Here is a 26,255-nt window from a genome sequence, read left to right on the forward strand (position 1 = left end):
GAGCTCATGCCCGTCCCGAGTCTTTCAGGGAATGCCTTTAAATAAACATTAATGAATAATTGGCTAATCGGCTAATTAACTAACCGAGCATAGCGAGCTCATGAATGCCTTAAAGTGAACACGAATGAATAATTCCCTACTCAACAACTTAACTACTCTCAACGAATAACTAAAATTAATGGATTCCCATAAAAATACGATTCCATCTGATCTTGTCAAAGAAAGATCCTTTGTCATCTAAACTAAGCCATACAAAAAGGGCCTTACCAACAATATGATCTTCCGGCACAAATCCCCAAAATCTCGAATCCAATGAATTATGGCGATTGTCCCCCATCATCCAATAATAATTCATTTTGAAGGTATAACTCGTTGCTTTAGCACCATCAATATAATAACCATCCCCTTTTTTCTCAAACGTGTGGCCTTCATATACCGTAATAGCACGTTCGTAAATTGGCACGGTCTGTTCATTCAATTGAACCGTCCAACCTTGATGCGGCACAATGACCGGCCCATAATTATCTCTGTTCCAATCTGACCCTTGGGGAAAAATATCCTGTGTAGGTTCAGGGGTTCCCTTCGGATAAATAAGCGGTTTAATTTCCTTCACGTTTGCCCATCCTTTGATTGTATTTGCCAACGAAGGTGTCAGATAGAAAACGTACTGGTTCGCTTGCCCCGTTGATCCACCGTCGATCCGCATATCGTTAATGCGGTCTAGATTAATATCGGTACCATCCGTGGTCACCTCGTACATAAGTTGATCTTCCACGGGCGTTATGCCCTGTTTTCCATTAACATAAACCTGTGCATTTACAATGGAAATGGTATCACCCGGTATACCGATCGCACGCTTTATATAATTTTCCCGTTTATCCACCGGTCTATTAAAAGGTGCATCAGCCTCCATCGGATAATTAAATACCACTACGTCATTACGTTTGATTTTCTGCAAGCCCGGTAATCGACGATAATCCATTTCCAAACCGTCCCAATAGGCCTTCGTGCCCGTTATTGGCATGGTGTGATGAGCAAAAGGAAAAGCAATCGGCGTCATCGGAAGACGTGGTCCATAGTTTATTTTACTAACAAAAAGAAAATCCCCGGTAAGTAAGCTCCGTTCCATAGAGCCGGAGGGAATCATGTAAGCTTCAATTAAAAAAGTCCTGATCAACGTTGCGGCGACAACTGCAAAGACGATGGCGTCAGCCCATTCCCGGGTCGCAGACTTTTTGTAAGGATACTTCTTCTTAAATTCTTCTGTAGCAGAAGCTCCCCAATAGGTAACCGTTTTATCAGCGCCCCATAAGGGGAAGACGATAAAAGGTACGATAATGGTCCCCACTTGATCGAGAAAAGAACGCCGACCAAAACATCGAACAAAATCTATGTACAGCCCGATACCGATGAAAAGATTGATGATAGGGACTACTAGCAAAATCACCCACCACCATGGTCTTCCGGTAAGTTTAGTAATAATATATTCACGATAGAAAGGAATCAGTGATTCCCATCCGGGCCTTCCTGCTTTCACAAAAAGTAACCATAAACCGATCTGCGTGCCCAGAAAAAATACTACCAAAAAAGCTGTTAACATGCCTTATAAAGTAAAAATTAAAAAGTAAAAATTAAAAAGCCTGCCTCCCGTAGGGATGGTCAAAACCCCGGAGGGCTCATTGATGCCTTAAGAAACAAATAAGATATCAATAATTAAAAAAGTAATCAGCGTTCGGAAGTCGGCTTTCAGCTTGTTCTAAAAGAAAGCTGATTTCTGACCGCAGACAGCTACCCAAAATCAAACATATCCGTAACAGCATAGAAGCCTTTCTTACCTTGCAACCACTCCGCGGCGATGACCGCACCTAAAGCAAAGCCTGCACGGCTATGTGCTGTGTGTTTAAATTCAATCTGATCCACCTCCGAACTGTACAATACCGTGTGGGTGCCGGGTACTTCCTCAATCCGATGCGATTCGATCAATAACTGATTTTTCTTCGGTATGATTTCGTCGCCTTCTCCGACCAGGTTGTTTACCCATTCATCCTTATCATCGTTATGTTCCAAAATACCTTCTGCTATCGTAATGGCCGTACCGCTTGGGGAGTCCAGTTTATGAGTATGATGGATTTCCTCTACTTGGACGTCATATTGTTTATAAGGACTCATAGCTTTAGCCAATAACTTATTGATATGAAAGAACACATTAACACCAATACTGAAGTTAGACCCGTAAAGTAAGGATTTGTTACCTGCTTTACATTTTTCTTCAATTTCCGCCAGGTGACTATACCAGCCCGTTGTTCCCACAACCATGGGCGTATCTGCTTCAAAACAAAGATTTATGTTTTGAAGGGCCCCATGTGGCGTACTGAAATCAATGGCAACATCAATGTCAGAAAAATCGTCCGCTATGATCTCATGTCGATTATTCTCATCAATAATCAATGCCACCGTATGACCTCGTTCAGAAGCAATTTTTTCTATGATACGGCCCATTTTACCGTAACCAATCAAGGCTATGTTCATTATATTTTGCTATGTGTTTAGGTTTGCAATATACGATTTTACTTAAAACTCCTAAATGTAGTAAATTTTGTCACTTAATCGAAAAGGTTGCTTTTAGCCCCACTACCGGAGTCGAACGATAAGCCAACATACCGGGAGCTTGCATCAGGGTAGGACGAATATTAAAAGTGAGGTCGTCACTCATATCATAGCGTTTAAATTTCGCATCGATGTAAGCGTCGATTACGTTCAGTGCATACCATCCAACGGTAAGCAGAATGGTTAAATCTCGGTTTCGTCGATAAAAATCTTTCGCCCCGATAAGCCATTCAGTTGTCACGTAGTCAGGATATTTTGGATTCTGGCTGAGCCCCTGGTTGGCTAGACGGAAGCGAACCTCCTCTAAGGTCTCACTGTAGTTATTCTGTGCAAATACAAACGAATAACCTAAGCCTCCGAAACCTGCCCAGATGATCGGAGCTTTTACATAGCCCCAACCACGATTAAACAATTGCCCCCATCCCGGCAAAATAAGTGATCGGCGAACTGCCTTTTTCGTCAAAGCTTCTAATGCTAAACGAGCGGAATCTTTGTAAACGACCGGCTTCTGCTCTTCCTCTTTTTGTTCCCGTCTTTTCCGTTCCTTTTTCGGCACATTAGCGGTATCAGTCATATTGAAACGATCTTTACTGATATCATTAGGTGTTCTAATACTATCGGGCACCTGTGCTAGCACACAAGAGCAGGCCATCACAAAAAAAACAAGTAAAGAGAGAAACCGAAATGTTGTCATTACCAATCTAATAACTCCAGAATCCGACTAAGATCATCTTCCGACATAAATGGAATCTCAATCGTACCTTTTCCACCCTTACTTTTTACGTTGAGCTTTACTTTAGTAGAAAATTTGGAGGCCAGGTCATCCTGGATCTTTTGAAACTCAAACGACAGCGGCTTCTCTTTAGTATCAGGCTTCGCTTTATTCTTGTAAGTACTGTCGTTAACGAGCCTCACCAGCTCCTCAACTTTCCGTACAGATAATCCTTTTTCAATAATTTCCTGAAAAATATACAGTTGTTTATCGACATCGGCGACATTGATTAAGGCACGGGCATGCCCCATACTCAATTTTCCATCGCGGATAGATGCCTGAATAGCCGGTGGTAATTTTAGTAAACGAAGATAGTTGGTAACCGTTGATCTGTTTTTACTTACCCGATCACCTAACTCTTCCTGCTTTAGGTTACACTCGTCAATCATGCGCTGAAAACTTAAGGCAACCTCTATTGCATTTAGATTCTCGCGTTGTATATTTTCGATGAGTGCCATTTCCAACATCTGTTGGTCATTAGCTGTTCTTATGTATGCCGGAATCTCTGTCAGTCCTGCAATCCTAGATGCTCTTAAGCGTCGTTCGCCGGAAATCAACTGATAATTCCCATTTCCCATTTTGCGTACGGTAATGGGTTGAATCAGACCTTGTAATTTAATTGAATCAGCAAGCTCATTTAAGGCTTCTGCATCAAAATCTGTCCTTGGCTGGAAAGGGTTTACTTCTATCGCATCAATTTTAATCTGGCTAATTGATCCCGGCGGCACATCCTTCCCTATTCCCACTGCGGTTGACTGCTGACTGGCTGCTGTTTGCTTTACCACTTCGTCTGTATCATTCAGCAATGCACTTAAGCCTTTTCCTAAACCTGTTTTTCGCTGTTGCGCCATTATATTTTTGCCTCCTCTTGCTCTTTCTGTAAACCGTTTTTAATTAAAATCTCTCTCGCCAAATTTAGATAGTTAATGGCTCCTTTTGAGTTGGCATCGTGCATGATCACGGAAATACCAAAGCTCGGAGCTTCACTTAAACGCGTATTTCGTTGGATAATGGTATTAAAAACCAGGTCGTTAAAATGTGAGCGCACTTCCTCAACTACCTGATTGGATAAACGCAAACGAACATCGTACATGGTTAGCAAGATGCCTTCAATCTCGAGATTGGTATTCAAGCGGTTTTGAACAATTTTAATGGTGTTTAGCAACTTGCCTAGTCCTTCCAACGCAAAGTATTCGCATTGAACAGGGATGATCACGGAGTTTGCCGCTGTTAATGCGTTAATGGTAATTAATCCGAGAGAGGGCGAACAATCGATGATAATAAAGTCATAGTCGTCACTTACCTGCTTCAATACGGACCGCATTTTATACTCACGATCATTGAGATTGATCATCTCAATCTCAGCCCCTACAAGATCAATATGTGCAGGGAGCAGATCCAGATTAGGTGTTTCGGTTTTTTGGATAGCCTCTCTGGGATCTAAATCATTAATAATACATTCGTATACACTCGATTTGATAGCCCTTGGATCGAAACCGATACCGGAGGTCGAATTTGCCTGAGGATCCGCATCCACCAAAAGTGTTCGGTACTCCAATACGGCAAGACTCGCTGCTAAATTAATCGAGGATGTGGTCTTACCCACTCCTCCTTTTTGATTGGCTAACGCTATGATTTTACCCATTGTAATTTATAAGTCCTAAGTAAAAAATATTCGCCTAATGGTTTCCCGCTTTCAATCCGTCATAATCCATTAAACTAGGATGTCTTCTTAATATTGCCTTAATGGAGCATTTTCTCCGAAAAAAATTGATTCGGTTTCCCCAAAAAAAGCGCACCCTTTTCTTCTCTCCTTGTTTAAAAATGCGTTTATTTAGTATCTTCGCAGTTTTTAAACACCTTAAACAAGGTTGCTAAGATACAAATTTTACACAGCTTAAAAACCAGAAGGGGTTTAGATTTTACACATATTATTAACAATGATCACAATTATAGCCGGCACCAATCGCAAAGACAGCTACTCGCTAAAAGTAGCGAACTATTACTACAGACAACTTGGCAAAAAAGGTTATGGGTCCGAGATCATGTCACTCGAATCACTGCCGGATAATTTTATTGTTAGTGATCTTTACGGGGCGAGAAGTGACGCATTTCAACCCATACAAGACAGGATCAGCGCCACAACAAAATTTATTTTTGTTATTCCGGAATACAACGGGAGCTTTCCAGGTGTCTTGAAAACTTTTATCGACAGTTGTTTATTTCCGGACAGCTTCGTTGGAAAGAAGGCAGCACTGGTAGGAATCAGCTCCGGCAGATATGGCAATATCCGTGGGATCGAGCACTTCACGGGTGTTTGTCATTACCTTAATCTTCATACACTTCCTTTACGCATTCACATCCCCTATATCAAGCAAGAGCTGAATGAAGAAATGGATTTTTTTAAAGAAGATACACTTCACTTCACGAATCAGCAAATTACGGAATTTATAGCGTTTTAATATTTACGACGCAATCACCACTTTAATTCCCTTTTTTTCCAAGAGTTTAACCATGCTCGACGGAATCCCCTCATCGGTGACGATGTAAGCGATATCACTGAGTTCGCAAATCTTACCAATCCCTCTTTTTCCAAATTTTGTACTATCGGCCAAAACCGCCACCTGCTGGGCCGCACGTATCATTTTTTGGTTCAGGCCCGTTTCCGCCAAGTTACTAATGGATAAACCGAAATCTATATCGATTCCGTCAACCCCCAGGAATAACATACCACAAGAAATCGTTTCCAATATATATTCCGCATGCGCCCCGGCAACAGAAGAAGAACTTGGCCTCACCAAGCCACCCAATTGAAGGACCTCAATATTATTTCTTCCACTTAATTCGAAGGCCACTTTAATCGCAGGTGTTATAACCGTAATCGGATGGTTTGGCTGCAATGCCTTTGCTAATTCGAACACGGTTGTACCCGATCCGATCATGATGGAATCATTTTGTCCAATCAACGATAAAGATGCTTTCGCAATCTTTTGCTTTTTATCCGGATTAATCAACGCCTTCTCCACAATTGGACGATCATTCGCATACGGATTGGTTAATGAAGCCCCTCCTCGAGTACAAAACAACAAGTTCTTATCCTCCAAAAATTTCAAATCTTTTCTTATCGTAACCCCCGAAACTTTTGTCATCTCTACCAATTCCGGAATGGTTGCGCTTCCATTTGCTTTGATCAGCTTGATGATTGCCTCATGTCTTTTGGTAATATTCCTCATAATCACGGATTCTACTGCAATAGTACTTATTATTTCTTAAATATCATACCACACCAAATATGTTTCATTTTGTTATTTTTTATTTATTAAAACTTTTTAAAACATTTATTTTGTTATTTTTTATTAAATATTCTATCTTAGAGGCTTTAAAACCAGTTAGTAACCGAAATACAGCCTACCAGCGGGTAGTTAAATATCAAGTAAAAGCGTCAATCCATTTTGAATTTTGAAGTACAAACCCTTGCACAATAGCTATAAAAGGATTTAATAACCTGTACTTAACAAAGCTTTAACATTCAAAAGGGAATTTTGGCAACGTTATAAAATATTTATAAACAAAAATCAACAATCAATAAAACTAAAAAAAATGAAAAGAAAGATTTACCTAAGCCTTTTCTACTGCCTCTGTTGCATTTTTCTAGCCAATGGACAAGAGCTAAAAACGCTTCATGGAAAAGTCGTGACAGACAGTGGAGAAAGCTTACCCGGTGTTTCAGTTACCGTTATCGGGACAGATAAACGCATTGGAACAACTACTAATGAGCAAGGGATCTACCGTTTATCAATTCCAGATGATGCTACGCTCTCATTCTCTGCTATCGGTTACATCACACAACAGCTGAACCCACAAGGCGCAAGCCAACTGGATGTCGTCATGAAAATCGGGCAGGCCGATCTGGAAGAAGTGGTAGTGGTTGGTTATGGCACACAAAAGAAAGCAAATTTAACCGGCGCTGTTGATCAAGTCGGAAAAGAGGTTTTTGAAAATCGCCCCCTCGCAAGCACTACTCGGGGGCTCCAAGGGGTTATACCAAACCTGAACATTAAAATGACCGATGGAAAACCTACGCGTGGCGCTACCTTTAATGTTCGCGGAACGACCTCCATTGGTGCCGGAGGATCGGCGCTGGTACTTATAGATGGTGTACCGGGCAATGCCGATCTCTTGAATCCCAATGATATTGAAAGCGTCACTGTTTTAAAAGACGCGGCATCCGCAGCCATCTACGGTGCCCGCGGTAGCTTCGGGGTCGTATTAATAACAACGAAAACACCCAGTAAAGAACGATCGGTTATTAACTATTCATCCGGCTATTCCAGAAATGATCATACCATACGCCCGGATCTGGTAACGGAAGGATATCCGTGGGCAAAAACGTTCAATGAGGCTTTTAGTTCGTGGAACGACTACAATGCAGACCCGCAAAAAGCTAATAGTGTATTTCCTTGGTCGCAAGAATACCTGGAAGAATTGCGTAAGCGGCATGAGGCCGGCAACACCCCTTCTACCGATATTGATCCGGCTACCGGAAGATACGTTTATTATGGAAGCACAGATTGGTTGAAAGAATTGTATGCTGACCACACGCCCTCAATGGAGCAGCAATTAAGCTTCTCCGGCAGTGGTGAAAAGACATCATTCTATCTCTCAGGTCGCTACAATAACCAAGGCGGGATTTTTCGTTATAATCCCGATAAATACAACCAATATAATTTACGCGCTAAAGGAAGCATACAGGTGAAAGAATGGCTGCGTGTGGAAAACGACATTACCTATAACGAAAGAGCCTATTTTACACCCATACTGAATCATCCAAGCAATACCCCGGTATGGCGACGTATTTCGGATGAAGCTTTTCCGGTAGCCATGTTGCGTAATCCGGATGGAACGCTCACGGAAAATGCTTCCATTGTTTTCGGCAGCTTTATTTCCGGTAATAATCATTGGGATGAATCCCGTAGACAAACCCGCAATACCTCCCGGATTTTTACCAATTTTTTCGACAATAAGCTAAAAATCAACGGCGACTTCACCTTTGAAAAAACCGCTTTCAATCGCACGCGCCTGTACACGCCTGTCCCGTATAGCAATGCACCCGGTGTTACGCTCGAGCGAGGGATCAGCAAAATGAACGAGCTTATTGACAACACAACCTATCTAGCGCTCAATGCCTATGGTCAATACACACAAGACTTCGGAAAAAACCATATCAACGCCGTACTTGGCTATAATTACGAGCGATCAAAATTGTCGAGCCGTTATATGGAACGTGATAATTTGATCAATCCTTCGCTTCCTGATTTCTCTTTAATTGATGGACAAAATTTTCTCTTAACAGGTGGAGGAAACGAATGGCTGACTGCCGGAGGTTTCTATCGGATTAGTTATGATTACGACGGTAAATATTTACTCGAAACGAACGGTCGCTATGATGGATCGTCTAAATTTCCGCGCGGACAGCAATGGGGTTTCTTCCCGTCCATTTCAGGCGGTTGGCGCGTTTCTGAAGAAAACTTCTGGAAAAACGGTCTAAAAGAGGCGATTGGCGAATTTAAACTGAGAGCCTCCTACGGCAGCTTAGGTAATGGCAATATTGACCCTTACCAATTCCTGGAGATAATGGACGTCAGCCGATCTGGTCTTATCTTGGGAGGTATTCGGCCGAATTACACGTCTAACCCCGGCGTAATACCAAACGGGCTAACCTGGGAAAAAGCAACCACTATTAATTTGGGGACCGACTTGTCCTTCATTAAAAACAGGCTGAATGCTACGTTCGACTGGTATACCCGGAAAACAACCGATATGTTTACGGTTGGACTTCCCTTACCAAGTATTTTTGGAACAGATGTCCCCGAAGGAAACTACGCTGATTTGAAAACAATCGGTTGGGAATTAAGTCTTAACTGGCGCGACCAGATCAAAACGTCGAAGCCAATCAATTACGACCTACGGTTTACGCTGGCGGACAGCAGGGCTTTCATCACACGCTTCAACAATCCACTCGGATTGATTACGACCTATTACGAAGGACAACGCGTGGGAGACATTTGGGGCTTTGTTAATGACGGTTTCTTCCAAAGTCAGCAAGAAATCGATAATTACGCAATCGACCAGTCGTTTATACGAGTGTCAGCCGCTAACAAAATCCTACCGGGCGATATTAAATTTAAAGATATAAACGGCGATGGAAAAATTGACCAAGGAACCAATACCTTAGGCGATCCCGGCGACCAAGTGATTATCGGCAATACGGAGCCTCGCTTTCAATTTGGTTTTAATGCTAATTTTAGCTGGAACAATTTCTTCTTAACCAGCTTCTTTCAAGGGGTTGGGAAGCGTGAATTTATGCCTGGTGCAGACAACGCGCTCTTCTGGGGACCTTACAATCGTCCGTACAGCTGGCATCCAACTTATGTTGTGAATAACATGTGGTCAGAAGAAAATCCCGATGCATATTTCCCTCGCCCACGCGGCTATACGGCACTTAATTCGCGCGGCGAACTAACGTTTAATCAGACCCGTTACCTTCAAAATGCCGCCTATATACGCCTGAAAAGTATTTCGATCGGCTACAATTTGCCGAAGTCGTGGTTAGGTAAGCTCAACATCGAAAACCTGAGCGTCTACTTCACCGGCCAAAACCTCTGGACCTGGTCGCCCATGTTCAAACACAATCCCAACATGGATCCGGAAAATATAGAACGTGCCGATCCGGAGCTGAATCCAAATGCAGGACAGGGCATGGCTTATCCGATGCTCAAAACCTATACACTGGGAATCAACGTAACACTCTAATAAGAATCTATTCAAAATGCCTTTTAAAACAAGCAAAAAATGAATAAAAGAAAATATAGGATGAAAAAGATATTTTTTATTGCTACACTCGCTTTGTTAACTGCTTGCGAAAAATCCTTCGAGCAGTATCCACCGGACAAGCTTTCACCCGAAAATGCATTCAATACCGAAAAGGATCTGCAATTATATGCGAATTCTTTCTACAACAATTTGCCTAGCGCCAATGATATCGTCAGAGGTGACCAAACAAGTGATTTCCTCGTAGGCTCCACGATCGACAATTATTTATCGGGTAGTTATTCGGCCGCACAAGCCGGTGGATGGACCTGGGGGCCGCTTCGAAATATCAACTACTTCCTCGAGCAAATGGTAAGAGCACAAATAAGCGACGAATCACGTAAGCATTTTGAGGGGTTAGCCCGTTTCTTCCGTGCCTATTTCTACTTTAATAAAGTAAAACAATTCGGCAACGTTCCCTGGCAAGAAAAAACACTCACGATTGATGATCCCGATTTATACAAACCGCAGGACTCACGTGCGTATGTAATGGAAAAAGTTCTAGCAGATCTTAATTTTGCCTGCGAGAACATTTCACCGGCCATTGATCCCACGTCTTCCCAAATCAGCAGACCGGTAGCCTTGGCCTTCAAATCCAGAATCTGTCTTTTCGAAGGCACTTATCGCAAGTATCATGAAGAACTCAATCTTCAAGCCACGGCAAACACTTGGCTGCAAGAAGCCGCTGATGCAGCCAAGCAAGTAATTGACGGCGGCCAATACCGTTTGAACATAGAATCGGACCCGACGACGAGCTTCCGAAACCTATTTATCAATGAGCAACCAAAAACCAACGAAATCATGTTGGCAGCAATCAACAACGCCTCCTTGCGCGTACTGAACGATGCCAATTGGTACTGGACAAGTGCAACCTACGGTCGGCGGCTCAGTTTCACGAAAACATTCGTTAATACATTCTTAAATCGCGATGGCAGTCGATTTACCGATCAGGCGAACTACAATCAGATCCCTTTCTGGGAGGAAGTAAAAAACAGAGATCTCCGCCTACAACAGTGCATTCGCATGGGCAGCTATCAACGGGAGGGCCAGCCGGCACCGCCCGACTTCACTTATACCTACACCGGCTACATGCCCTACAAATTTACGCTCGATTCGAAAGCAACCGATGGACGTGCCGAAAACAACAACTCACTTCCCTTGATGCGCTATGCGGAAGTGTTACTGAACTATGCCGAAGCAATGGCCGAGCTGAACCGTTTCACAGAGGCGGAATGGAACTTAACCATCAAACTGCTTCGCGAACGTGCCGGTTTAAGCAACACGGCAATGCCTTTAACAGCCGACACTTATCTGGAACAGGAATACTTTGCCGATCAAAACCTCAGCGCTGCGCTGCTTGAAATACGCAGAGAACGTGCTATTGAACTAGCCATGGAAGGCTTTCGATATGATGATCTCATGCGCTGGAAGTTGGCTAATTTGTTACTTAAGCCTTATACCGGACTTTATGTTCCTGCAATGAATACACCGTATGATCTCAATGAAGATGGTAAAAACGATGTCTCCTTTGTAACCGCTGTACCCTCCAATCCGCAAAAGGGTATTGTGTATTTTGTCATTAACGGCACGCAACATTATTTGACAAATCAAACAAGCGGAAATATTGTCGCACAAAACAATTTACGACGGATATTTGACGATTTCATGTATTTAAGACCTATTCCTATCGAGGAAATAACCCTCAATCCCAATCTAAAACAGAACGCCGGGTGGGAGTCGAGATAACCGTATGGCCATTGGTGTTGCTCGTGCATACCAATGGCTAAACTTTAATTTTATTTATTTATATTTAAATTTGTTATTTTTTATTTCTTTTTGTTTATTTGATGCTAACTAATACCAATATAAACAGGAACTATGATGTACGAAAATTCCTCCCTACTAACAAAAGTCGGACTTCCAAAAACACTGACTTGGGGATACTTGGGCATATTGATCTTTATGATGGGTGACGGAGTTGAACAGGGCTGGCTGAGCCCTTACCTGCTTTCACACAATATGCATATTGAACAATCCGCTGCTTTATTTACCGTGTATGGCGTTACGATAGCCATATCGTCTTGGTTATCGGGGGTATTAGCAGAAACATTCGGCCCACGAAAGTCGATGTTAGCCGGGCTATTATTATACATTATCGGCACCGTTGGTTTTGTGGGCTTTGGCATGGCGAATTTGAATTACCCCATCATGCTAATAACCTACGCCATCCGTGGATTTGGCTATCCCTTGTTTGCCTATTCATTTTTAGTTTGGATTACTTACAAAACACCAAAAGCAATGCTTGGAAGAGCCGTTGGATGGTTTTGGTTTGTATTCACCGGCGGCCTAAACGTGCTTGGAGCATATTACTCCAGCTGGGCGATCGAAAAATTAGGATATCAGAACACCCTTTGGAGTTCAATTTTCTGGGTAGCTTTGGGTGCTCTTTTTGCGCTCGTGTTTAACAAAGAATCTTTTAATACCCATCAACCGCAGGGGCAAACGACCAGTAAGAAGGAAGAGCTGTTGAAAGGGTTTACCATTATTAAAGCGGAACCGAAGGTGCTTTTAGGAGGGATTGTACGGATTATCAATACAACGGCGCAATTTGCATTTCCTGTCTTCTTACCTATCTATATGGCGCAATTTAATATCAGCACCAAAGAATGGTTACAGATATGGGGAACTATTTTTACCGCAAACATTGCCTTTAATTTAATTTTTGGTTTTGTGGGCGACCGTCTCGGATGGCGCAACACGATCATCTGGTTCGGAGGCATTGGCTGTGGCCTTACCACACTCCTTATCTTTTATATCCCTGCATGGACCCATGGAAGTTATTGGGCAGTTATGTTGGCCGGTGTGCTATGGGGAGCTTTATTAGCTGGTTATGTTCCACTTTCTGCGCTCGTTCCTTCACTCGTAGAAAAGGACAAGGGCGCTGCTATGGCAATTCTAAACCTCGGTGCGGGACTTCCTGTATTTGTCGGCCCTGCCTTAGTGGGTTTATTCATCAGCACAATCGGCAATGCCGGCATCATCTGGATTCTGGCCATATTATATTTTATAAGCGCCTTGCTAACGCTATTTATAACGCTACCCAAAAACAAAACACAAATAGAAACAAGAAAACTTTACGTAAATGAAAATATTAATAACGGCCCCTTACAATGAGAAAGCTCAAGGCGAACTAAAGGAATTGTTCGGAGAAATTATATACCGCGAGTGGAAAATCAAAGGAAGTGCTTACACAGAAGAAGAACTGATAGCGTTACTTACTGAGGAACAACCGGATGCGCTCATCACGGAACATGACCAGGTTACCGAGAAGGTCATCGCCACCTTTCCTCATTTAAAATTTATCGGTGTTTGCCGGGGAACCCCCTCCAATGTCGCAATAAATAAAGCAACTGAATTAGGCATACCGGTGTTTAATACACCGGCAAGAAATGCACAGGCCGTCGCCGAAATGTTTATAGCCAACTTGATTACCTTTATGCGTAACACACTGGCCGGTATTAAATGGCTTGAGGCGAAAAAATGGGAGGCCGGTGCTCATGCTTCTTATCTTCAATTCAAGGGACATGAGCTTGCCGGAAAAAAAGTTGGAATGGTTGGCTTTGGTGCCGTTGGACAAACCATTGCCAATTTACTGCAGCATTTTCCGACCGACATCGTATATTATGATCCCTACTATACTTCCGAAAATGTAAATTTCAAAAAAGTATCTTTAGAGGAGGTCTTCAGCACCGCTGATATTGTAGGAATACATCTACCTGTTACGGAGCAAACGAAAGGTATGATTAATAAAGATTTAATTAGCAAGATGAAGGCTGATGCTATTTTTGTAAATACCGCCCGTGCAGTGGTCGTAAATCGCGTGGACTTATTGCAAGCGCTAACGGAAGGAAAAATCGGCGGAGCTATATTGGATGTCTTTGACCATGAACCGCCCGACGAAATGGATTATAAGCTGATTCATCACGAACGCGTGCTGGCAACTCCACACATTGCAGGCGCAACATTTGAAGTTGAAGATCACCATGCTGACATTATGAATAATTGCTTAAAGGAATTCTTCAAAAATGGCAACAAACGTATTAAACAACTTGTCAACAAAGAAATTTAGCGCCTTAAGCTGTAAATTATGAATCAGGAAAAGCAATTAGCTTATTTAGTGGTAGACATAGGTACGGGCAATGCACGCGTTGCAACTGTTCTGACCGACGGAAAAATCGTAGCCCTTAGGCGGGAGAACGTTCATTATGAAAAAGATGCCGACTATCCGGACGCCATTTCGTTCGACCCGGCATGCTTATGGGGACAGATCATTCGAATGAGCCAGCAAGTGCTTCAGGAAACAGAAAATCTCGACATTATCGCTATTACCGCAACGAGTCAACGAGAAGGGATCGTAGTCTTTGGCCCGGACGAAAGTGAATTGATAGGCATGTCTAACCACGATAATCGCGGACGCGAATGGGAAGACATGATAAAGGACAAATCGGCCATGTATAAGGTCGTAGGGCGATACCCAACCGCTCTGTTTTCCGCTCTGAAGCTGGTAGGCTTCAGGGAAAGAAAAACGGGAGCAGGCAAAAAAATAACAGCTTTTACCAGTATCAGCGATTGGGTTAACTTTAAATTTTCGGGCATCCTTGCTTATGAGCATTCGCAAGCTTCAGAGACATTGTTATACGATGTAGAGCGCGGGAAATGGGAAGCAGCCTACGGCGACCTTTTCGGAATATCTCCAGCACTATTGCCACCGCTAAATGTAGCCGGAACAGTGCTAGGCCCTGTCCGCTCCCAACTAGCGTTGGAACTCAACATTAATCCTAAGGCTCGGGTCATTGTCGGTGGATCGGACACCCAAATGGCCATAAAAAGCGTGTCACCCAATACGGATGGTGTGGTTATCGTATCAGGCACCACCACGCCGGTTGTTAAGATCGTTGACAACTACCTGGTCGATGCCTCGGAACGTACTTGGACAAGTCGGCACATCGATGACAACTATTTTGTACTGGAAGCGAATGCGGGTGTCACCGGCCTAAATTACCAGCGCCTTAAAGAAATTTTTTATCCAAATGAAGATTACGAGGTTATTGAGGAAGAACTGAACAAGGTATCACAGCCCCAGTGTATCGCGTCTTTAGGGTCGCTGATCGCAGACGAAAAATCGCCCCTAACCAAAGGAGGTTTTATTTTCAATGCACCCGTTTCCCACCAGCTCACGAGGGGCGACTTTGTCTGGGCCATATTGTGGGATATCGCCTGCAGCATTTACGAAAATTACAAAACGCTTGATCAGGTTAGCGGGCACTCGAAGGATTATGTATTAGCATGCGGCGGTGGGGTACAGAGTAAAACGTTGCGGCAGTTTCTGGCCAACTTATTTAATAAAAAGATCATCATCCGCGATACTTATAGACAATCATCCATCATCGGAGCAGCGCTGATCTGTACCGAAGCTTTACAAACCGTGTCCTATGAAACCCATGTGCTGGACACAAGCGTTCCCCGCGAGCGCGATCGCTACTTAGCCCTTTATGAAGAATGGTCTAAAGTCCGTAAAACATTTAAGCAGGTAAAATGAAGGAATATATCATTGGAATCGATGTTGGCACGCAGGGGGTTCGGGTAGCACTTGTTCAGGCAAACGGAACGGTTATACAGACAGTATCTACTCCTTTTAAACTTACCGCCCGGTCAAGAGAAGAGCAGTCGCCGGATATGTGGTGGAAACATACGCTTGAAGCGTTGTTGGAAATCAGAAAGCAAACAGCGAATGATATTGCGCCCCGGGCGATCAAAGCCATTGCGACAACCTCTACATCCGGAACCGTTATTCCGATAGACAAAAACGGCATTCCTCTACATGACGCACTTATGTATAGTGATACCCGTTCGGCCGAAGAGGGTCAATACTGCAAAGCGCTGGCAAAACAGTACAATCCGGACGGATTTACCGGTTTTAATGCATCGTGTGGACTTTCCAAAATCAGGTGGTTCGACAAAAATTATCCGGAAAAGACGGAACGGATACACAAATGGATCCATGCTGCCGACTTCATTACCGGCAAACTCTGTGGCCGGTTCGATATAACGGATTACACCAATGCATTGAAAACAGGTTTTGATGTAGACCGTTATTGCTGGCCGGATTACCTCGATCGACTTATTACAACCACCTGGCTACAGGAGGTGGTTCCATCAGGAACGGTAATTGGCGAATTGGCCACGGACTTAGCAGGGGCACTACGATTGGACAAAACAAAGGTCGTAGTAGGTCTTACCGATGGTTGCGCTTCACAGTTAGCCTCCGGCGCCGTCAAACCAGGCGATTGGAATACGACTATTGGGACTACCATGGTGATTAAGGGCGTAACCCGTAACAAAATCATTGATCCCAGCGGTAGCATTTATTGCCATCGGCATCCCGAAGGATATTGGATGCCGGGCGGCGCGAGCAACACCGGTGCCGATTGGGTTAGTTTGGATTTTGATAAAAAAGAGCTGCCGATATTAAACGCGCATGCCGCTCGACTCTTGCCCACCTCACATCTTGCCTGGCCATTAAAACAAAAAGGCGAACGATTCCCTTTTACTTCACCGCATGCAATGGGTTTTGCTCCTCCAAGCATATCGAATGAAGAACGTTATACGGCCAATATGGAAGGCGTGGCTTATATCGAACGCTATGCTTATGAACAAATCGAAGGTCTGTCATCCGAGCCGGTAAGCGCTATCTTCACCGCCGGGGGGGCCAGCAATAGCGCTCCCTGGTTGCGTATCCGAAGCAGTGTACTCAAGAAGCCCATTTATAAATCCCGGGAAGCAACCGGTGTATTGGGGGCGGCAATAGCTGCTGCGTCCAAAACCATATATGGCTCTATGACAGAAGCCGTCAACCACATGACACAGATAACTGAAGAGGTATTGCCGGAAAAAGAGCTTATTTCCATATACGAAGAAAATTATCATCAATTTATTCATCTGTTAATCGACAAACAATATATTGCGACATGTTAACGGTATATCTTTTACGACATGGCGAAACAGCCTATAATGCAGACGGGAACCGCTACTGTGGCCTAACAGATATAGGCCTGACGGAAAGGGGGGTAGAACAGGCAAAACGAGTGGCATTCTTTCTGAAGGATACACCCATCGAAGCCGTCTATGCTTCGCCCTTGCAACGGGCTTTTACAACAGCCGCTCTAGCCATTGAGGGCAAGATACAAATACAGAAGGAGGAGCGTTTAAAAGAACTTGACTTTGGTAATTGGGAAGGAAAAACCAGGGAGGAATTTGTGCGGGAAGATCCTGAACTTTGGAATGCGTGGGAAAAAGCACCCGAAACTGCCCGAGCCGGTGGTACCGGTAATACCGGTAGCGAAATTGTGGAACGCGTAGATGCTTTTTTCTTGGAAATGTTGCAGACGCATCGCGATCGCAGCATTATGGTGGTGGCTCATAACACCGTCAACAGGTTATATCTTGCCTACAAATTGGGAATGCCTTTGCGAAATTATCGTCGGATTGTTCAGGAAAATTCTGCCATCACTCTTTTTGAACTGGACAATCAGGGGATATTAAGCCTTCATCAATTGAATACACGTTAAAATTTAATTACCTTATGAATAAATTATTTCTATTAAGCCTTTTTATTGTCAGCAGCTTAAGTCGCCCCGCTACCGCTCAAGAAAAGTTACATGTTATTTCCGTTAAAACGGCAAAAGAGCTACACCGCTTTTTCCAATATAGGCCCGGCAATAAACCCATTATTTCAGGCCATCGGGGCGGTACGGAAAAAGGCTTTCCCGAGAACTCGATCGAAGCATTCGAAAATACGCTAAAATATACACAAGCATTTTATGAAATCGATCCACGGCTTACGAAAGACAGCATCATCGTATTGATGCACGATGCGACGCTTGAACGCACGACTACCGGCACAGGAAAGGTTAGCGACTACACCTATGAAGAACTTAAACAGTTCAAGTTAAAAGATGTTAACGGAAACGTCACACCTTACCATATCCCTACCCTTTCTGAAGCAATCGAGTGGGCAAGGGGTAAAACGGTTCTAAACCTCGACAAAAAGGATGTACCGATGGAAATGACCGCCGCCTTAATCAAAAAGCACCAAGCAGAAGCCTTTGTGATGGTAACAGTACACAATGCCGAGCAAGCGAAATTTTATTACGAACAGAATAAAAATCAAATGTTCTCTGCTTTTGTAAAAACCCCCGATGCGTTAAAGCCTTATGAGGATGTGGGAATACCAGCCAGTCAAATGATCGCTTATATCGGACCCGATATAAAACCCGATAATCAAGTGATGTACAAGTTACTGCATGCAAAAGGCATACGCTGTATGATTTCGGCAGCGCCCACTTATGACAAGTTAAAAACGAAAGAAGAACGCGCAAAAGCCTACCGAGCCATTATTGAAGACGGCGCCGATGTGCTGGAATCCGATTTACCGATTGAAGTAGGCGAAGCGATCGGGTCGTTGAGACGTTAAGTCGTTAAATAGTTGAGTAGGGAATTAGCTAATGTGACAATTAGCCGATGTGATAACTAGTTAAGTCGTTAAATAGTCTAGTGGTTAAGTAGTTAGTACGAATAACTATTAACCGATAACGAATAACTAATCTAGTTAAGTAGTTAAATAGTCGAGTAGTTAAGTAGTTAGTACGAATAACTATTAACCGATAACGAATAACTAATCTAGTTAAGTCGTTAAATAGTCTAGTGGTTAAGTAGTTAGTACGAATAACTATTAACCGATAACGAATAACTAATCTAGTTAAGTCGTTAAATAGTCTAGTGGTTAAGTAGTTAGTACGAATAACTATTAACCGATAACGAATAACTAATCTAGTTAAGTAGTTAAATAGTCTAGTGGTTAAGTAGTTAGTACGAATAACTATTAACCGATAACGAATAACTAATCTAGTTAAGTAGTTAAATAGTCGAGTAGTTAAGTAGTTAGTACGAATAACTATTAACCGATAACGAATAACTAATCTAGTTAAGTCGTTAAATAGTCGAGTAGTTAAGTAGTTAGTACGAATAACTATTAACCGATAACGAATAACTAATCTAGTTAAGTCGTTAAATAGTCGAGTAGTTAAGTAGTTAGTACGAATAACTATTAACCGATAACGAATAACTAATCTAGTTAAGTAGTTAAATAGTCGAGTAGTTAAGTAGTTAGTACGAATAACTATTAACCGATAACGAATAACCAACAACTAGTAACCAATAACCAACAACTAACCTAGCCCTTATGAGCGTCTCTGCTCACAACTGGCAACTCGCAACGCACAACTATTAACCAATAACTAACAACTAATAACTAACAACTAATAACCAATAACTAAATAGACGCTCTCTTAAACAAATAGAAGGGCACTTCGACATGTTGTTTGGAGTTTTCCAATATGAGGTTGGCAGCAGTTGTGCCCATTTTTTCGAAATCAGTTGAGATGGTGGTTATGCCGTTCAGTATAAATCGTTTAACGCGGGTTTCGTTGTAAGAAATGACACCAACCTGGCTTCCGATTTCCAATTTCATGGAAATAATACGATCCAACAAAATCACTAAATCGTCTTCCATTAGATTGATATAAACTTCGCCTGCACTGATCGGCTCTTTCGCAATATCGCTCACAAGCAGGTGGTCAAAAGCATATTGCTGACAAAAGCGATAAAATCCCTTTATAATCTCTCGTGGAAAGTAACTTTTATCCGGAAAAATCAATTTTAAGGTATGGTATTTAGCCAATTCCCCTTTAGCCTCTTCCAAGGCATGGTAAATGTCTTCTTCAAAGTTTTCATATACGGCAGCATAATCGCCTTCTACTCCGGGTACCTTTTTATCCAGTAACAGCAATTTCTCTTTTGGCAATTGATTGATTACTTCGGCGGCTTTTTCACGTTCCTCCACAAAATGAGGGATGATCACATAGTGCGTATAATCCTGCTTTTGGTTCTGTAAGAGCTTTTTAAAAAGATTAAAATCGTTATTGTAAATATAAAAATCGACCGCAGCATCCGTTCCGAGCGTTTTTATAAAGGCATCATACACAATCTTCTTGTGTGCGCTCAATTTATTGAAAAGTAACATGATGCTTCTCTTTTGCCTGAAGTCGGTACGGCTCACATAATACCCTTTACCGGGCACGGAATCGATCACCCCTAATTTCTTGAGATACCGATAACCCTTTTCAGCAGTATCTCTTGAGACCTCTAAAACAAAACTTAACTCGTTAATAGAGGGCAGCATCGTATCCTTATCGATTTTACCATTTTTAATGGCATTCAATATGGCATTCGTTAGCTGTAAATACTTTGGTGTTGCCGAAAACTCATCAATCTTTATATACTCAAAAAACGGATCACACTTCATGGATATAGGTTACAAAGTCGAAAGATACAGATTTTTGATTAATTGCGTACCACATCAAATGTAAAACTATACTTACCGGAACCTATTTCCACAGCGGAATTATCCACTACAATTCCCTTTTCATCCTTCACCGAGTTTTCCACCGCATTGGGAAAAAATACTTTTGCGGTGGTATTCGGCGGAACTTCTACCGTCATTTGCATCTTCGTGCCGGTAATTTTCCAGTTCGAGACGATTTTTCCATAGATCGTCTCAAGCGAAGCGTTGGCGAAAGACAATCCACCTCCAGGTCGCGGAGCAATCACAAACGCTTTATAGCCCGGTGTCTCACTTGGCGCCTGAATACCGGCAACCTGTTGATACATCCAATCGCCTATAGCTCCATATGCATAATGATTAAACGAGTTCATGTCTTTATTTTGAAAGGAACCATCCGCCTTGATACCATCCCAGCGCTCCCAAATAGTGGTAGCACCTTTCAACACCGGATAAAGCCAGGATGGATAGGTACGCTGCATTAATAAGGTATAAGCGAGATCCTCATAGCCATATCGACTCAAGACGTGGCAAAGGTAGGGTGTCCCCAAGAAGCCGGTGGTAAGGTGGTTATCATAGCTTTTGATATTATCGGCTAAGCGTTTTGCTGCCTGTGCACGTAGATTCTCCGGCAACATATCGAATTGCAGGGCTAATACATAGGCTGTCTGTGAGCTTGAAACCAAGCGACCTGACGGTGTTACATACTCCTTCATAAAGGCTGTCTTCACTTGCTGCAGCAATTGCTGATAACGGGCAACATCCTCCCTTTTTCCTAATACCTCGGCTGCATTGATCATCAATTGTACGGAATGTCCGAAAAAACACTGGGCAATAAGATACTTGTCGGTAATAGCAGCCCGTCCATCCCGATCATCATTAGGAATATAGAAAAGCCAATCACCAAAATGAAACCCTTTATTCCAAAGGTCATTCGTGCTATTATCTACCATAAACTGCACCCATTTTGCCATTGAGGTGTATTGCTGCTCCAGTATCCGCTTGTCGCCGTACAGACGATAAAAATTCCACGGAATAATCGTAGCCACATCCGACCAGCCAGCCGAGCCACCCTCTTTCGTTTTCCAGTAATAGGGTACGACGTGTGGTATCGCACCGCTGGCGAACTGGTCGGCCTTTACATCCTGCAACCATTTCATAAAAAAACCAGCGACATCCATGTTATAAGCTGCCGTATTGAAAAAGGCCTGTGCATCGCCCGTCCAACCTAATCGTTCATCGCGCTGTGGACAATCCGTAGGGACATCCAAAAAATTTCCTTTTTGCCCCCAGCGGATATTGTGCTGCAGTTGATTGATCAAGCTATCCGAGGTTGCAAAGTCCCCTGTTTGACGCATATCTGAATGTAGAACAACTGCTTTTATATTATTTAAATTGATTTTTTCGTTAGCACCTTCAATCTTCACATACCGAAAGCCCTGAAAAGAAAAACGAGGGTGATACGTTTCCGAGCCGCTCCCCTTGAAAATGTAAGTCAATCGCTGCTTAGCCGAACGCAGATTCTCCGTATAAAAATTACCTTCTTTATCTAATACTTCAGCATGATAGAAAACCAGGGAATCACCTGATTTTCCCTTGGCGTCAAACTGAATCCATCCCACCAGGTTTTGTCCAAAGTCAATCACCTTTTCGCCTTTTGGTGTTGTGATAATCTTAAGGGGTTGAATACTCTCCTGTGCCGTCACGGGTGGAGCGGGCGATGCGACTAGCCGTTGGTATGCAAGTGAATCGTTCACTTTAACGGGCTTCCATGTATCATCCTTAAAAGCAACAGTTGTCCAATTAACCTGCTCCATACGGGCATCATAAGTTTCGCCGTTGTAAATGTCAGTCATTCGGATCGGGCCATCCGTTGAGCAGCTCCACGTACCATCGCTGGAAACATTCATCTTTTCCCCATTTTCAAGCTCGATTTCCAGCTGAGCCAAAAGAGCCAGGTCGCCTCCGTAAAAATTGTTTCCACCCATCAAATTTCCTTTGAACCAGCCATTGCCCAGTAGAACGCCTATAACATTCTGTCCATTTTTGAGCTGCTTGGAAACATCGTAGACCTGATACTGCAAACGCTTATGATAGCTGGTCCATCCAGGGGTAAAATAGGCATCCCCTACCTTTTCACCGTTCAGATAAGCCTCGTATAAGCCATGCGATGTGATATAGAGTCTTGCTTTTTTTATCCCTTGATTCAGGTCAAACACTTTCCTAAATTGAGGACTGGGATTGGAAATAGGCGCGGTTGCCTGATCAAGCTGAATCCATTTCGCGTTCCAATCGGTAGGATTGAGCAAGCCCATTTCCCAAAAACTTACCTCACTCCATGGCGAAACGTTTCCTTTGTTATCCCAAACACGGACTTGCCAAAAGTAACGCGTTTTACTTTCCAGCGTAGCTCCGCCAAAGGGTATAAGTACCGAAGCATCACTTGCGACTTTTCCCGAATGCCACGTATTTCCCTTTTTCAATCCACCAACATCAGTGGCTACTTTCAGCTCGTAAGCCGTTTGCATCACCCCTTTTTCCGTCGCCTTTATCTTCCAGCTTAACCGTGGAACTGCGATATCAATGCCAACGGGATTTTTTTGATATTCACAAGTTAAGCCATATAAACTAAGCTTTTGTGCCTGACTTTCTCCCATAGCGATAGCACAAAATAACAAGATCAAACAAGTACATTTCCACCAAACATGTTCATTTACTTTCCGTATCATAATTTATTATTAAAAGGTGATCAATCCGCTAAAAAGAATACGTACCGGCCTGCAGTTCATAAATCACTTCACCGCCCTGCTGACCGATTTTTTTGATATAATTTCCGTAGGGTTCCACATCAATATCATCTTCATGCTTCAATCGCAATGTTGCACTACAATTGGGTGGCACAATAACCTGCAGGGCTAAGCGCTCCTCCCTTTTCCATTTCACTTCAATAAGGCCCGCAGGAGAGTTGAATGAAGCTTCCGCCCATCGCAGCGCGGGTAAGGCGCTGGGAGGACTCACAACAAAATGTTGATATCCAGGCCGCTTTGGATCCAGTTTGATGCCAGCAATACCATCTATATACCACGCTCCCGGATAAAGGTACGAGCTATGTAAGAGCGAATGCCCGGGTAGATCTTTCTCCCACATCTCCCAAATGGTGCTTGCGCCATTCGCTTTCATGTAGCCCCAGCTCGGATAATCCGTTTGGGAAGTCATGCTATAAATCAAATCGTTTCTGTTATTTTCACGGAGCAATTTAAACAACAGCGCACCACCGGTGATACCCACATGAATATGACCGTTCCTGTTAAGCAGAATTTCTTGTTCCAGTCTTTCCATCACCTGAGGACGCAAATCTTTAGGCATAATATCCGCTAAGAGTGCTGCGGCCAGATTCGCCATGGAGCTATCGGCATAGCTGTTGTCCGTCTTGTTAAAAAAACGATCGTGAATAACTTTACTATAGACATTCGCCTGTTCCTCCCATTGGTTAGCTTCCTTCTCTTTGCCAAGTGCATCTGCAATTTTTGCGGCTGTCCTTAAATTGTACACCCGGTAGCAATTATTAAGACAGAGCGTTTCGGGCTTATCATTATTCATTCCTTCAGCAGTAGCTCCTGGCCAGAGCCAGTCGCCCAGAAAATCCCAATGCCCGCCAAATCGCTGCAAGAGGCCCTCTTTCGTATTTGAATCCAGAAAAGCCAGCCAATTTTTTATCAATTCAAAATTCTTTTCCAGTATCCGCTTGTCGCCCTGCTGTTGATACATTGCCCAAGGTAAGGTCACCACAATCCCGCCCCATGCAGGCCCACCACCCCCCATATAGGTCGGAGCAGTATGTGGCAGGATACCATTGTTAAGGATTCGGCCACCCATCAGTTTCTTACGGGCAAAGGTGCTATCATACATATTACCGACGATGCTCTCCGTTCCACTTACATCACGCCAATCTTCCATCCATTTGGTGTAAAAAGCACCCATATGATAATTAAGCATACCCGTTTCGCAGGTTGCATGAGCATCCCCCCCATAACCGAGGCGCTCCCGTTGCGGACAATCGACAATATATCCACCCAACGAAAGGTTTTCAAAAGTCCACCGCACCTTATCATAAATCCATTGTTGCAACGAATCGGAGCACGCAAATTGCGTTGCGGATTGAATACCGGTGCGCACCACCCAGCCGTGAATAGCTGATAGTTTTGGTTTTTCCTTTAAACCTTTAATAGTAATCCACCGACCCGAACTATAGTTGAACCGATTCCGAAAAACGCCCTTACCCGTTGCACCTATGATATAGGCGCTATGTAAACCGAAGGTCATGTCGTCTTGTTCTCTTTCCGAATAGAGAAATTGAATAGTATCTCCCGGATTTCCCTTTATTGGTACTTCGGTCCAGCCCGCAAAATTAACACCCATATCTACGCGAAACGAACCGTCCGCCCTTTCTTCTATACTAATCGGCCGAATTTCGTCGAACAGGTAATTTTTTTCTACCTGCTGTGCCGACAATTTCAACTCCGGTTTATAAACCACCACATTTTTCCAAGCCGAATCGCCACCATCAAGCCGGTTCCATTCCGGCATTTCCTGATTGGCATTCCATAATTCACCGCCCATTCGATTGGAATCCCAAATACCGAGCAATTTATTAGGGCTTGGATGGGTTTTCCAACTAGCATCGGTAGCTAGTGAAAATATGGGCTTCGCATCAGCCTGCGGTTCCTTCTCTGCATAAATGGCAGCCTGCGCCAGCACGATAGGGGTGTTGGGCCGATGGTCTGAAACGTAAGGACCGTGGATGGACCAAGACGTTCCTAACCAAATTGCAACCACATTTTTTCCTTTCTTTAGAGCAGGTGTAATATCGTAGCTTACGTAACGTGCACGCTTGGTATGGTCGCTTACTGCCGGAGCCAGCACATCCTCGCCTATCCGTTTACCATTCACATACACTTCATGGAAGCCAACGGAGGCGACAAAAAGTGATGCGCGGCCCGGACGTCGCGGTAACTCAAATGTTTTACGTAACCAAGGATCAATAATATTGCAGTCCTTCTGTTTGGGATCGAAAAGCTGATCCGTGCCAATCCATTCCGCCTGCCATTCACCTGGTTCAAACAAGCCGGTAGTCCATTGCGCCGACTTGCTCCAAGGCGACGGCTTCCCGTCTTCATCCTTTACGGCAACTTTCCAATAATAGGTTCGGTCCGACAGTAAGGGCTTTCCTTGGTAGACAACCTGCTGCATCGCGTCTGAATTGACCCATTTGGAGTCCCACATATCTGCCTCCCCCCTATCCAGCAGACTTGCTTTCGAGGCGACCAAGATCCGATACGCTCCCTGCTTTTGTCCAAAAGCCTTTTTATCCCTCGCTTCCAAAGTCCAACTAAAGCGTGGAAATTGTTCATCTATCCCCATCGGGTTTTCTAAGTATTCAAACCGGAGATTGACAGGTATGATACTTGCTTTTTGCGCAAAGGAAATGGGTACTGCCAGGCAGTAGAACACTAGTGAAAGGAGGATTTTCTTCTTCATGGGAGTATT

18 protein-coding genes are annotated in these 26,255 nt (G+C 43.4%); 9 read left to right on the forward strand and 9 right to left on the reverse strand.

Annotated elements, in window-relative coordinates; translation table 11 throughout:
• Nucleotides 1–175: 175 nt before the first annotated feature.
• The 5 genes from lepB to FKG96_RS25700 form a co-directional block, all read right to left on the reverse strand.
• Entirely contained in the window at nt 176–1,600 is a 1,425-nt protein-coding gene (gene lepB / locus FKG96_RS25680; protein ID WP_149106272.1) for a signal peptidase I, read from the reverse strand.
• Between the two features lie 188 nt (nt 1,601–1,788).
• Nucleotides 1,789–2,529 carry a 4-hydroxy-tetrahydrodipicolinate reductase gene (gene dapB / locus FKG96_RS25685; RefSeq protein ID WP_130858555.1) on the reverse strand — a complete coding sequence of 247 codons (741 nt, stop codon included), beginning with the start codon at nt 2,527–2,529 and terminating at the stop codon, nt 1,789–1,791.
• 70 nt (nt 2,530–2,599) lie between these two features.
• Entirely contained in the window at nt 2,600–3,301 is a 702-nt protein-coding gene (locus FKG96_RS25690; RefSeq protein WP_013663737.1) for a DUF5683 domain-containing protein, read from the reverse strand.
• Entirely contained in the window at nt 3,301–4,230 is a 930-nt protein-coding gene (locus FKG96_RS25695; RefSeq protein WP_013663738.1) for a ParB/RepB/Spo0J family partition protein, read from the reverse strand. The genes FKG96_RS25690 and FKG96_RS25695 overlap by 1 nt, the downstream gene beginning before the upstream one ends.
• Nucleotides 4,230–5,024 carry a ParA family protein gene (locus FKG96_RS25700; protein WP_013663739.1) on the reverse strand — a complete coding sequence of 265 codons (795 nt, stop codon included), beginning with the start codon at nt 5,022–5,024 and terminating at the stop codon, nt 4,230–4,232. The genes FKG96_RS25695 and FKG96_RS25700 overlap by 1 nt, the downstream gene beginning before the upstream one ends.
• A 295-nt stretch (nt 5,025–5,319) precedes the next feature.
• On the opposite strand from FKG96_RS25700, the gene FKG96_RS25705 reads away from it, so the two are divergent.
• The gene (locus FKG96_RS25705; protein WP_013663740.1) at nt 5,320–5,841 is read left to right on the forward strand and encodes an NADPH-dependent FMN reductase; all 522 of its coding nucleotides are present in this window, start codon (nt 5,320–5,322) and stop codon (nt 5,839–5,841) included.
• A gap of 3 nt (nt 5,842–5,844) precedes the next feature.
• On the opposite strand, the gene FKG96_RS25710 is transcribed toward FKG96_RS25705, so the two are convergent.
• Nucleotides 5,845–6,612, reverse strand: a complete 768-nt coding sequence (locus FKG96_RS25710) for a DeoR/GlpR family DNA-binding transcription regulator (RefSeq protein WP_013663741.1) — start codon at nt 6,610–6,612, stop codon at nt 5,845–5,847.
• A gap of 367 nt (nt 6,613–6,979) precedes the next feature.
• Between FKG96_RS25710 and FKG96_RS25715 the strand changes: the two genes are divergently transcribed.
• The 8 genes from FKG96_RS25715 to FKG96_RS25750 all read left to right on the forward strand — a co-directional run bounded on the left by FKG96_RS25715 (nt 6,980) and on the right by FKG96_RS25750 (nt 18,782).
• On the forward strand, nt 6,980–10,192 hold the full coding sequence (locus tag FKG96_RS25715) for a TonB-dependent receptor (protein ID WP_130858556.1): 3,213 nt from the start codon (nt 6,980–6,982) through the stop codon (nt 10,190–10,192).
• A 60-nt stretch (nt 10,193–10,252) separates the two neighbouring features.
• A complete protein-coding gene (locus FKG96_RS25720) occupies nt 10,253–11,995 on the forward strand; it encodes a RagB/SusD family nutrient uptake outer membrane protein (RefSeq protein ID WP_130858557.1) in 1,743 nt (580 codons plus the stop codon).
• A 132-nt stretch (nt 11,996–12,127) separates the two neighbouring features.
• Nucleotides 12,128–13,423, forward strand: a complete 1,296-nt coding sequence (locus FKG96_RS25725; RefSeq protein WP_242627410.1) for an MFS transporter — start codon at nt 12,128–12,130, stop codon at nt 13,421–13,423.
• Nucleotides 13,392–14,378, forward strand: coding sequence for a 2-hydroxyacid dehydrogenase (locus FKG96_RS25730; RefSeq protein ID WP_130858558.1), 987 nt, complete (start codon nt 13,392–13,394; stop codon nt 14,376–14,378). Before FKG96_RS25725 ends, FKG96_RS25730 begins: the two co-directional genes overlap by 32 nt.
• Nucleotides 14,379–14,396: 18 nt before the next feature.
• Entirely contained in the window at nt 14,397–15,848 is a 1,452-nt protein-coding gene (locus FKG96_RS25735) for an FGGY-family carbohydrate kinase (RefSeq protein WP_149106273.1), read from the forward strand.
• Entirely contained in the window at nt 15,845–17,284 is a 1,440-nt protein-coding gene (locus FKG96_RS25740; protein WP_013663747.1) for an FGGY-family carbohydrate kinase, read from the forward strand. Before FKG96_RS25735 ends, FKG96_RS25740 begins: the two co-directional genes overlap by 4 nt.
• The gene (locus tag FKG96_RS25745) at nt 17,278–17,877 is read left to right on the forward strand and encodes a histidine phosphatase family protein (protein ID WP_013663748.1); all 600 of its coding nucleotides are present in this window, start codon (nt 17,278–17,280) and stop codon (nt 17,875–17,877) included. Before FKG96_RS25740 ends, FKG96_RS25745 begins: the two co-directional genes overlap by 7 nt.
• A 14-nt stretch (nt 17,878–17,891) precedes the next feature.
• A complete protein-coding gene (locus tag FKG96_RS25750) occupies nt 17,892–18,782 on the forward strand; it encodes a glycerophosphodiester phosphodiesterase family protein (protein WP_013663749.1) in 891 nt (296 codons plus the stop codon).
• Between the two features lie 858 nt (nt 18,783–19,640).
• Here the strand turns inward: FKG96_RS25750 and FKG96_RS25755 are convergent.
• Genes FKG96_RS25755 through FKG96_RS25765 form a run of 3 tightly spaced genes read right to left on the reverse strand, consistent with a single transcriptional unit; the run spans nt 19,641 to nt 26,246 of the window.
• Nucleotides 19,641–20,672: a winged helix-turn-helix domain-containing protein gene (locus FKG96_RS25755; RefSeq protein WP_013663750.1), complete on the reverse strand. Its 1,032-nt coding sequence runs from the start codon at nt 20,670–20,672 to the stop codon at nt 19,641–19,643.
• A 38-nt stretch (nt 20,673–20,710) separates the two neighbouring features.
• Nucleotides 20,711–23,437 carry a glycoside hydrolase family 78 protein gene (locus tag FKG96_RS25760; protein WP_130858560.1) on the reverse strand — a complete coding sequence of 909 codons (2,727 nt, stop codon included), beginning with the start codon at nt 23,435–23,437 and terminating at the stop codon, nt 20,711–20,713.
• A gap of 28 nt (nt 23,438–23,465) precedes the next feature.
• Entirely contained in the window at nt 23,466–26,246 is a 2,781-nt protein-coding gene (locus FKG96_RS25765) for a family 78 glycoside hydrolase catalytic domain (protein WP_149106274.1), read from the reverse strand.
• Between the last annotated feature and the right edge of the window lie 9 nt (nt 26,247–26,255).

Origin of the sequence: Olivibacter sp. LS-1 (assembly GCF_008245145.1) — a bacterium.
Classification (GTDB): Bacteria; Bacteroidota; Bacteroidia; order Sphingobacteriales; family Sphingobacteriaceae; genus Olivibacter; species Olivibacter oleidegradans.

Bases quoted from the DNA above. Each gene is read 5' to 3' on its own strand.
- FKG96_RS25730 (WP_130858558.1), top strand. From the start codon at position 13,392: ATGAAAATATTAATAACGGCCCCTTACAATGAGAAAGCTCAAGGCGAA.
- FKG96_RS25715 (WP_130858556.1), top strand. From the start codon at position 6,980: ATGAAAAGAAAGATTTACCTAAGCCTTTTCTACTGCCTCTGTTGCATT.
- FKG96_RS25750 (WP_013663749.1), top strand. From the start codon at position 17,892: ATGAATAAATTATTTCTATTAAGCCTTTTTATTGTCAGCAGCTTAAGT.
- FKG96_RS25720 (WP_130858557.1), top strand. From the start codon at position 10,253: ATGAAAAAGATATTTTTTATTGCTACACTCGCTTTGTTAACTGCTTGC.
- FKG96_RS25765 (WP_149106274.1), bottom strand. From the start codon at position 26,246: ATGAAGAAGAAAATCCTCCTTTCACTAGTGTTCTACTGCCTGGCAGTA.
- FKG96_RS25705 (WP_013663740.1), top strand. From the start codon at position 5,320: ATGATCACAATTATAGCCGGCACCAATCGCAAAGACAGCTACTCGCTA.
- FKG96_RS25725 (WP_242627410.1), top strand. From the start codon at position 12,128: ATGATGTACGAAAATTCCTCCCTACTAACAAAAGTCGGACTTCCAAAA.
- FKG96_RS25735 (WP_149106273.1), top strand. From the start codon at position 14,397: ATGAATCAGGAAAAGCAATTAGCTTATTTAGTGGTAGACATAGGTACG.
- FKG96_RS25695 (WP_013663738.1), bottom strand. From the start codon at position 4,230: ATGGCGCAACAGCGAAAAACAGGTTTAGGAAAAGGCTTAAGTGCATTG.
- FKG96_RS25755 (WP_013663750.1), bottom strand. From the start codon at position 20,672: ATGAAGTGTGATCCGTTTTTTGAGTATATAAAGATTGATGAGTTTTCG.
- FKG96_RS25760 (WP_130858560.1), bottom strand. From the start codon at position 23,437: ATGATACGGAAAGTAAATGAACATGTTTGGTGGAAATGTACTTGTTTG.
- FKG96_RS25700 (WP_013663739.1), bottom strand. From the start codon at position 5,024: ATGGGTAAAATCATAGCGTTAGCCAATCAAAAAGGAGGAGTGGGTAAG.
- lepB (WP_149106272.1), bottom strand. From the start codon at position 1,600: ATGTTAACAGCTTTTTTGGTAGTATTTTTTCTGGGCACGCAGATCGGT.
- FKG96_RS25690 (WP_013663737.1), bottom strand. From the start codon at position 3,301: ATGACAACATTTCGGTTTCTCTCTTTACTTGTTTTTTTTGTGATGGCC.
- FKG96_RS25740 (WP_013663747.1), top strand. From the start codon at position 15,845: ATGAAGGAATATATCATTGGAATCGATGTTGGCACGCAGGGGGTTCGG.
- FKG96_RS25710 (WP_013663741.1), bottom strand. From the start codon at position 6,612: ATGAGGAATATTACCAAAAGACATGAGGCAATCATCAAGCTGATCAAA.
- dapB (WP_130858555.1), bottom strand. From the start codon at position 2,529: ATGAACATAGCCTTGATTGGTTACGGTAAAATGGGCCGTATCATAGAA.
- FKG96_RS25745 (WP_013663748.1), top strand. From the start codon at position 17,278: ATGTTAACGGTATATCTTTTACGACATGGCGAAACAGCCTATAATGCA.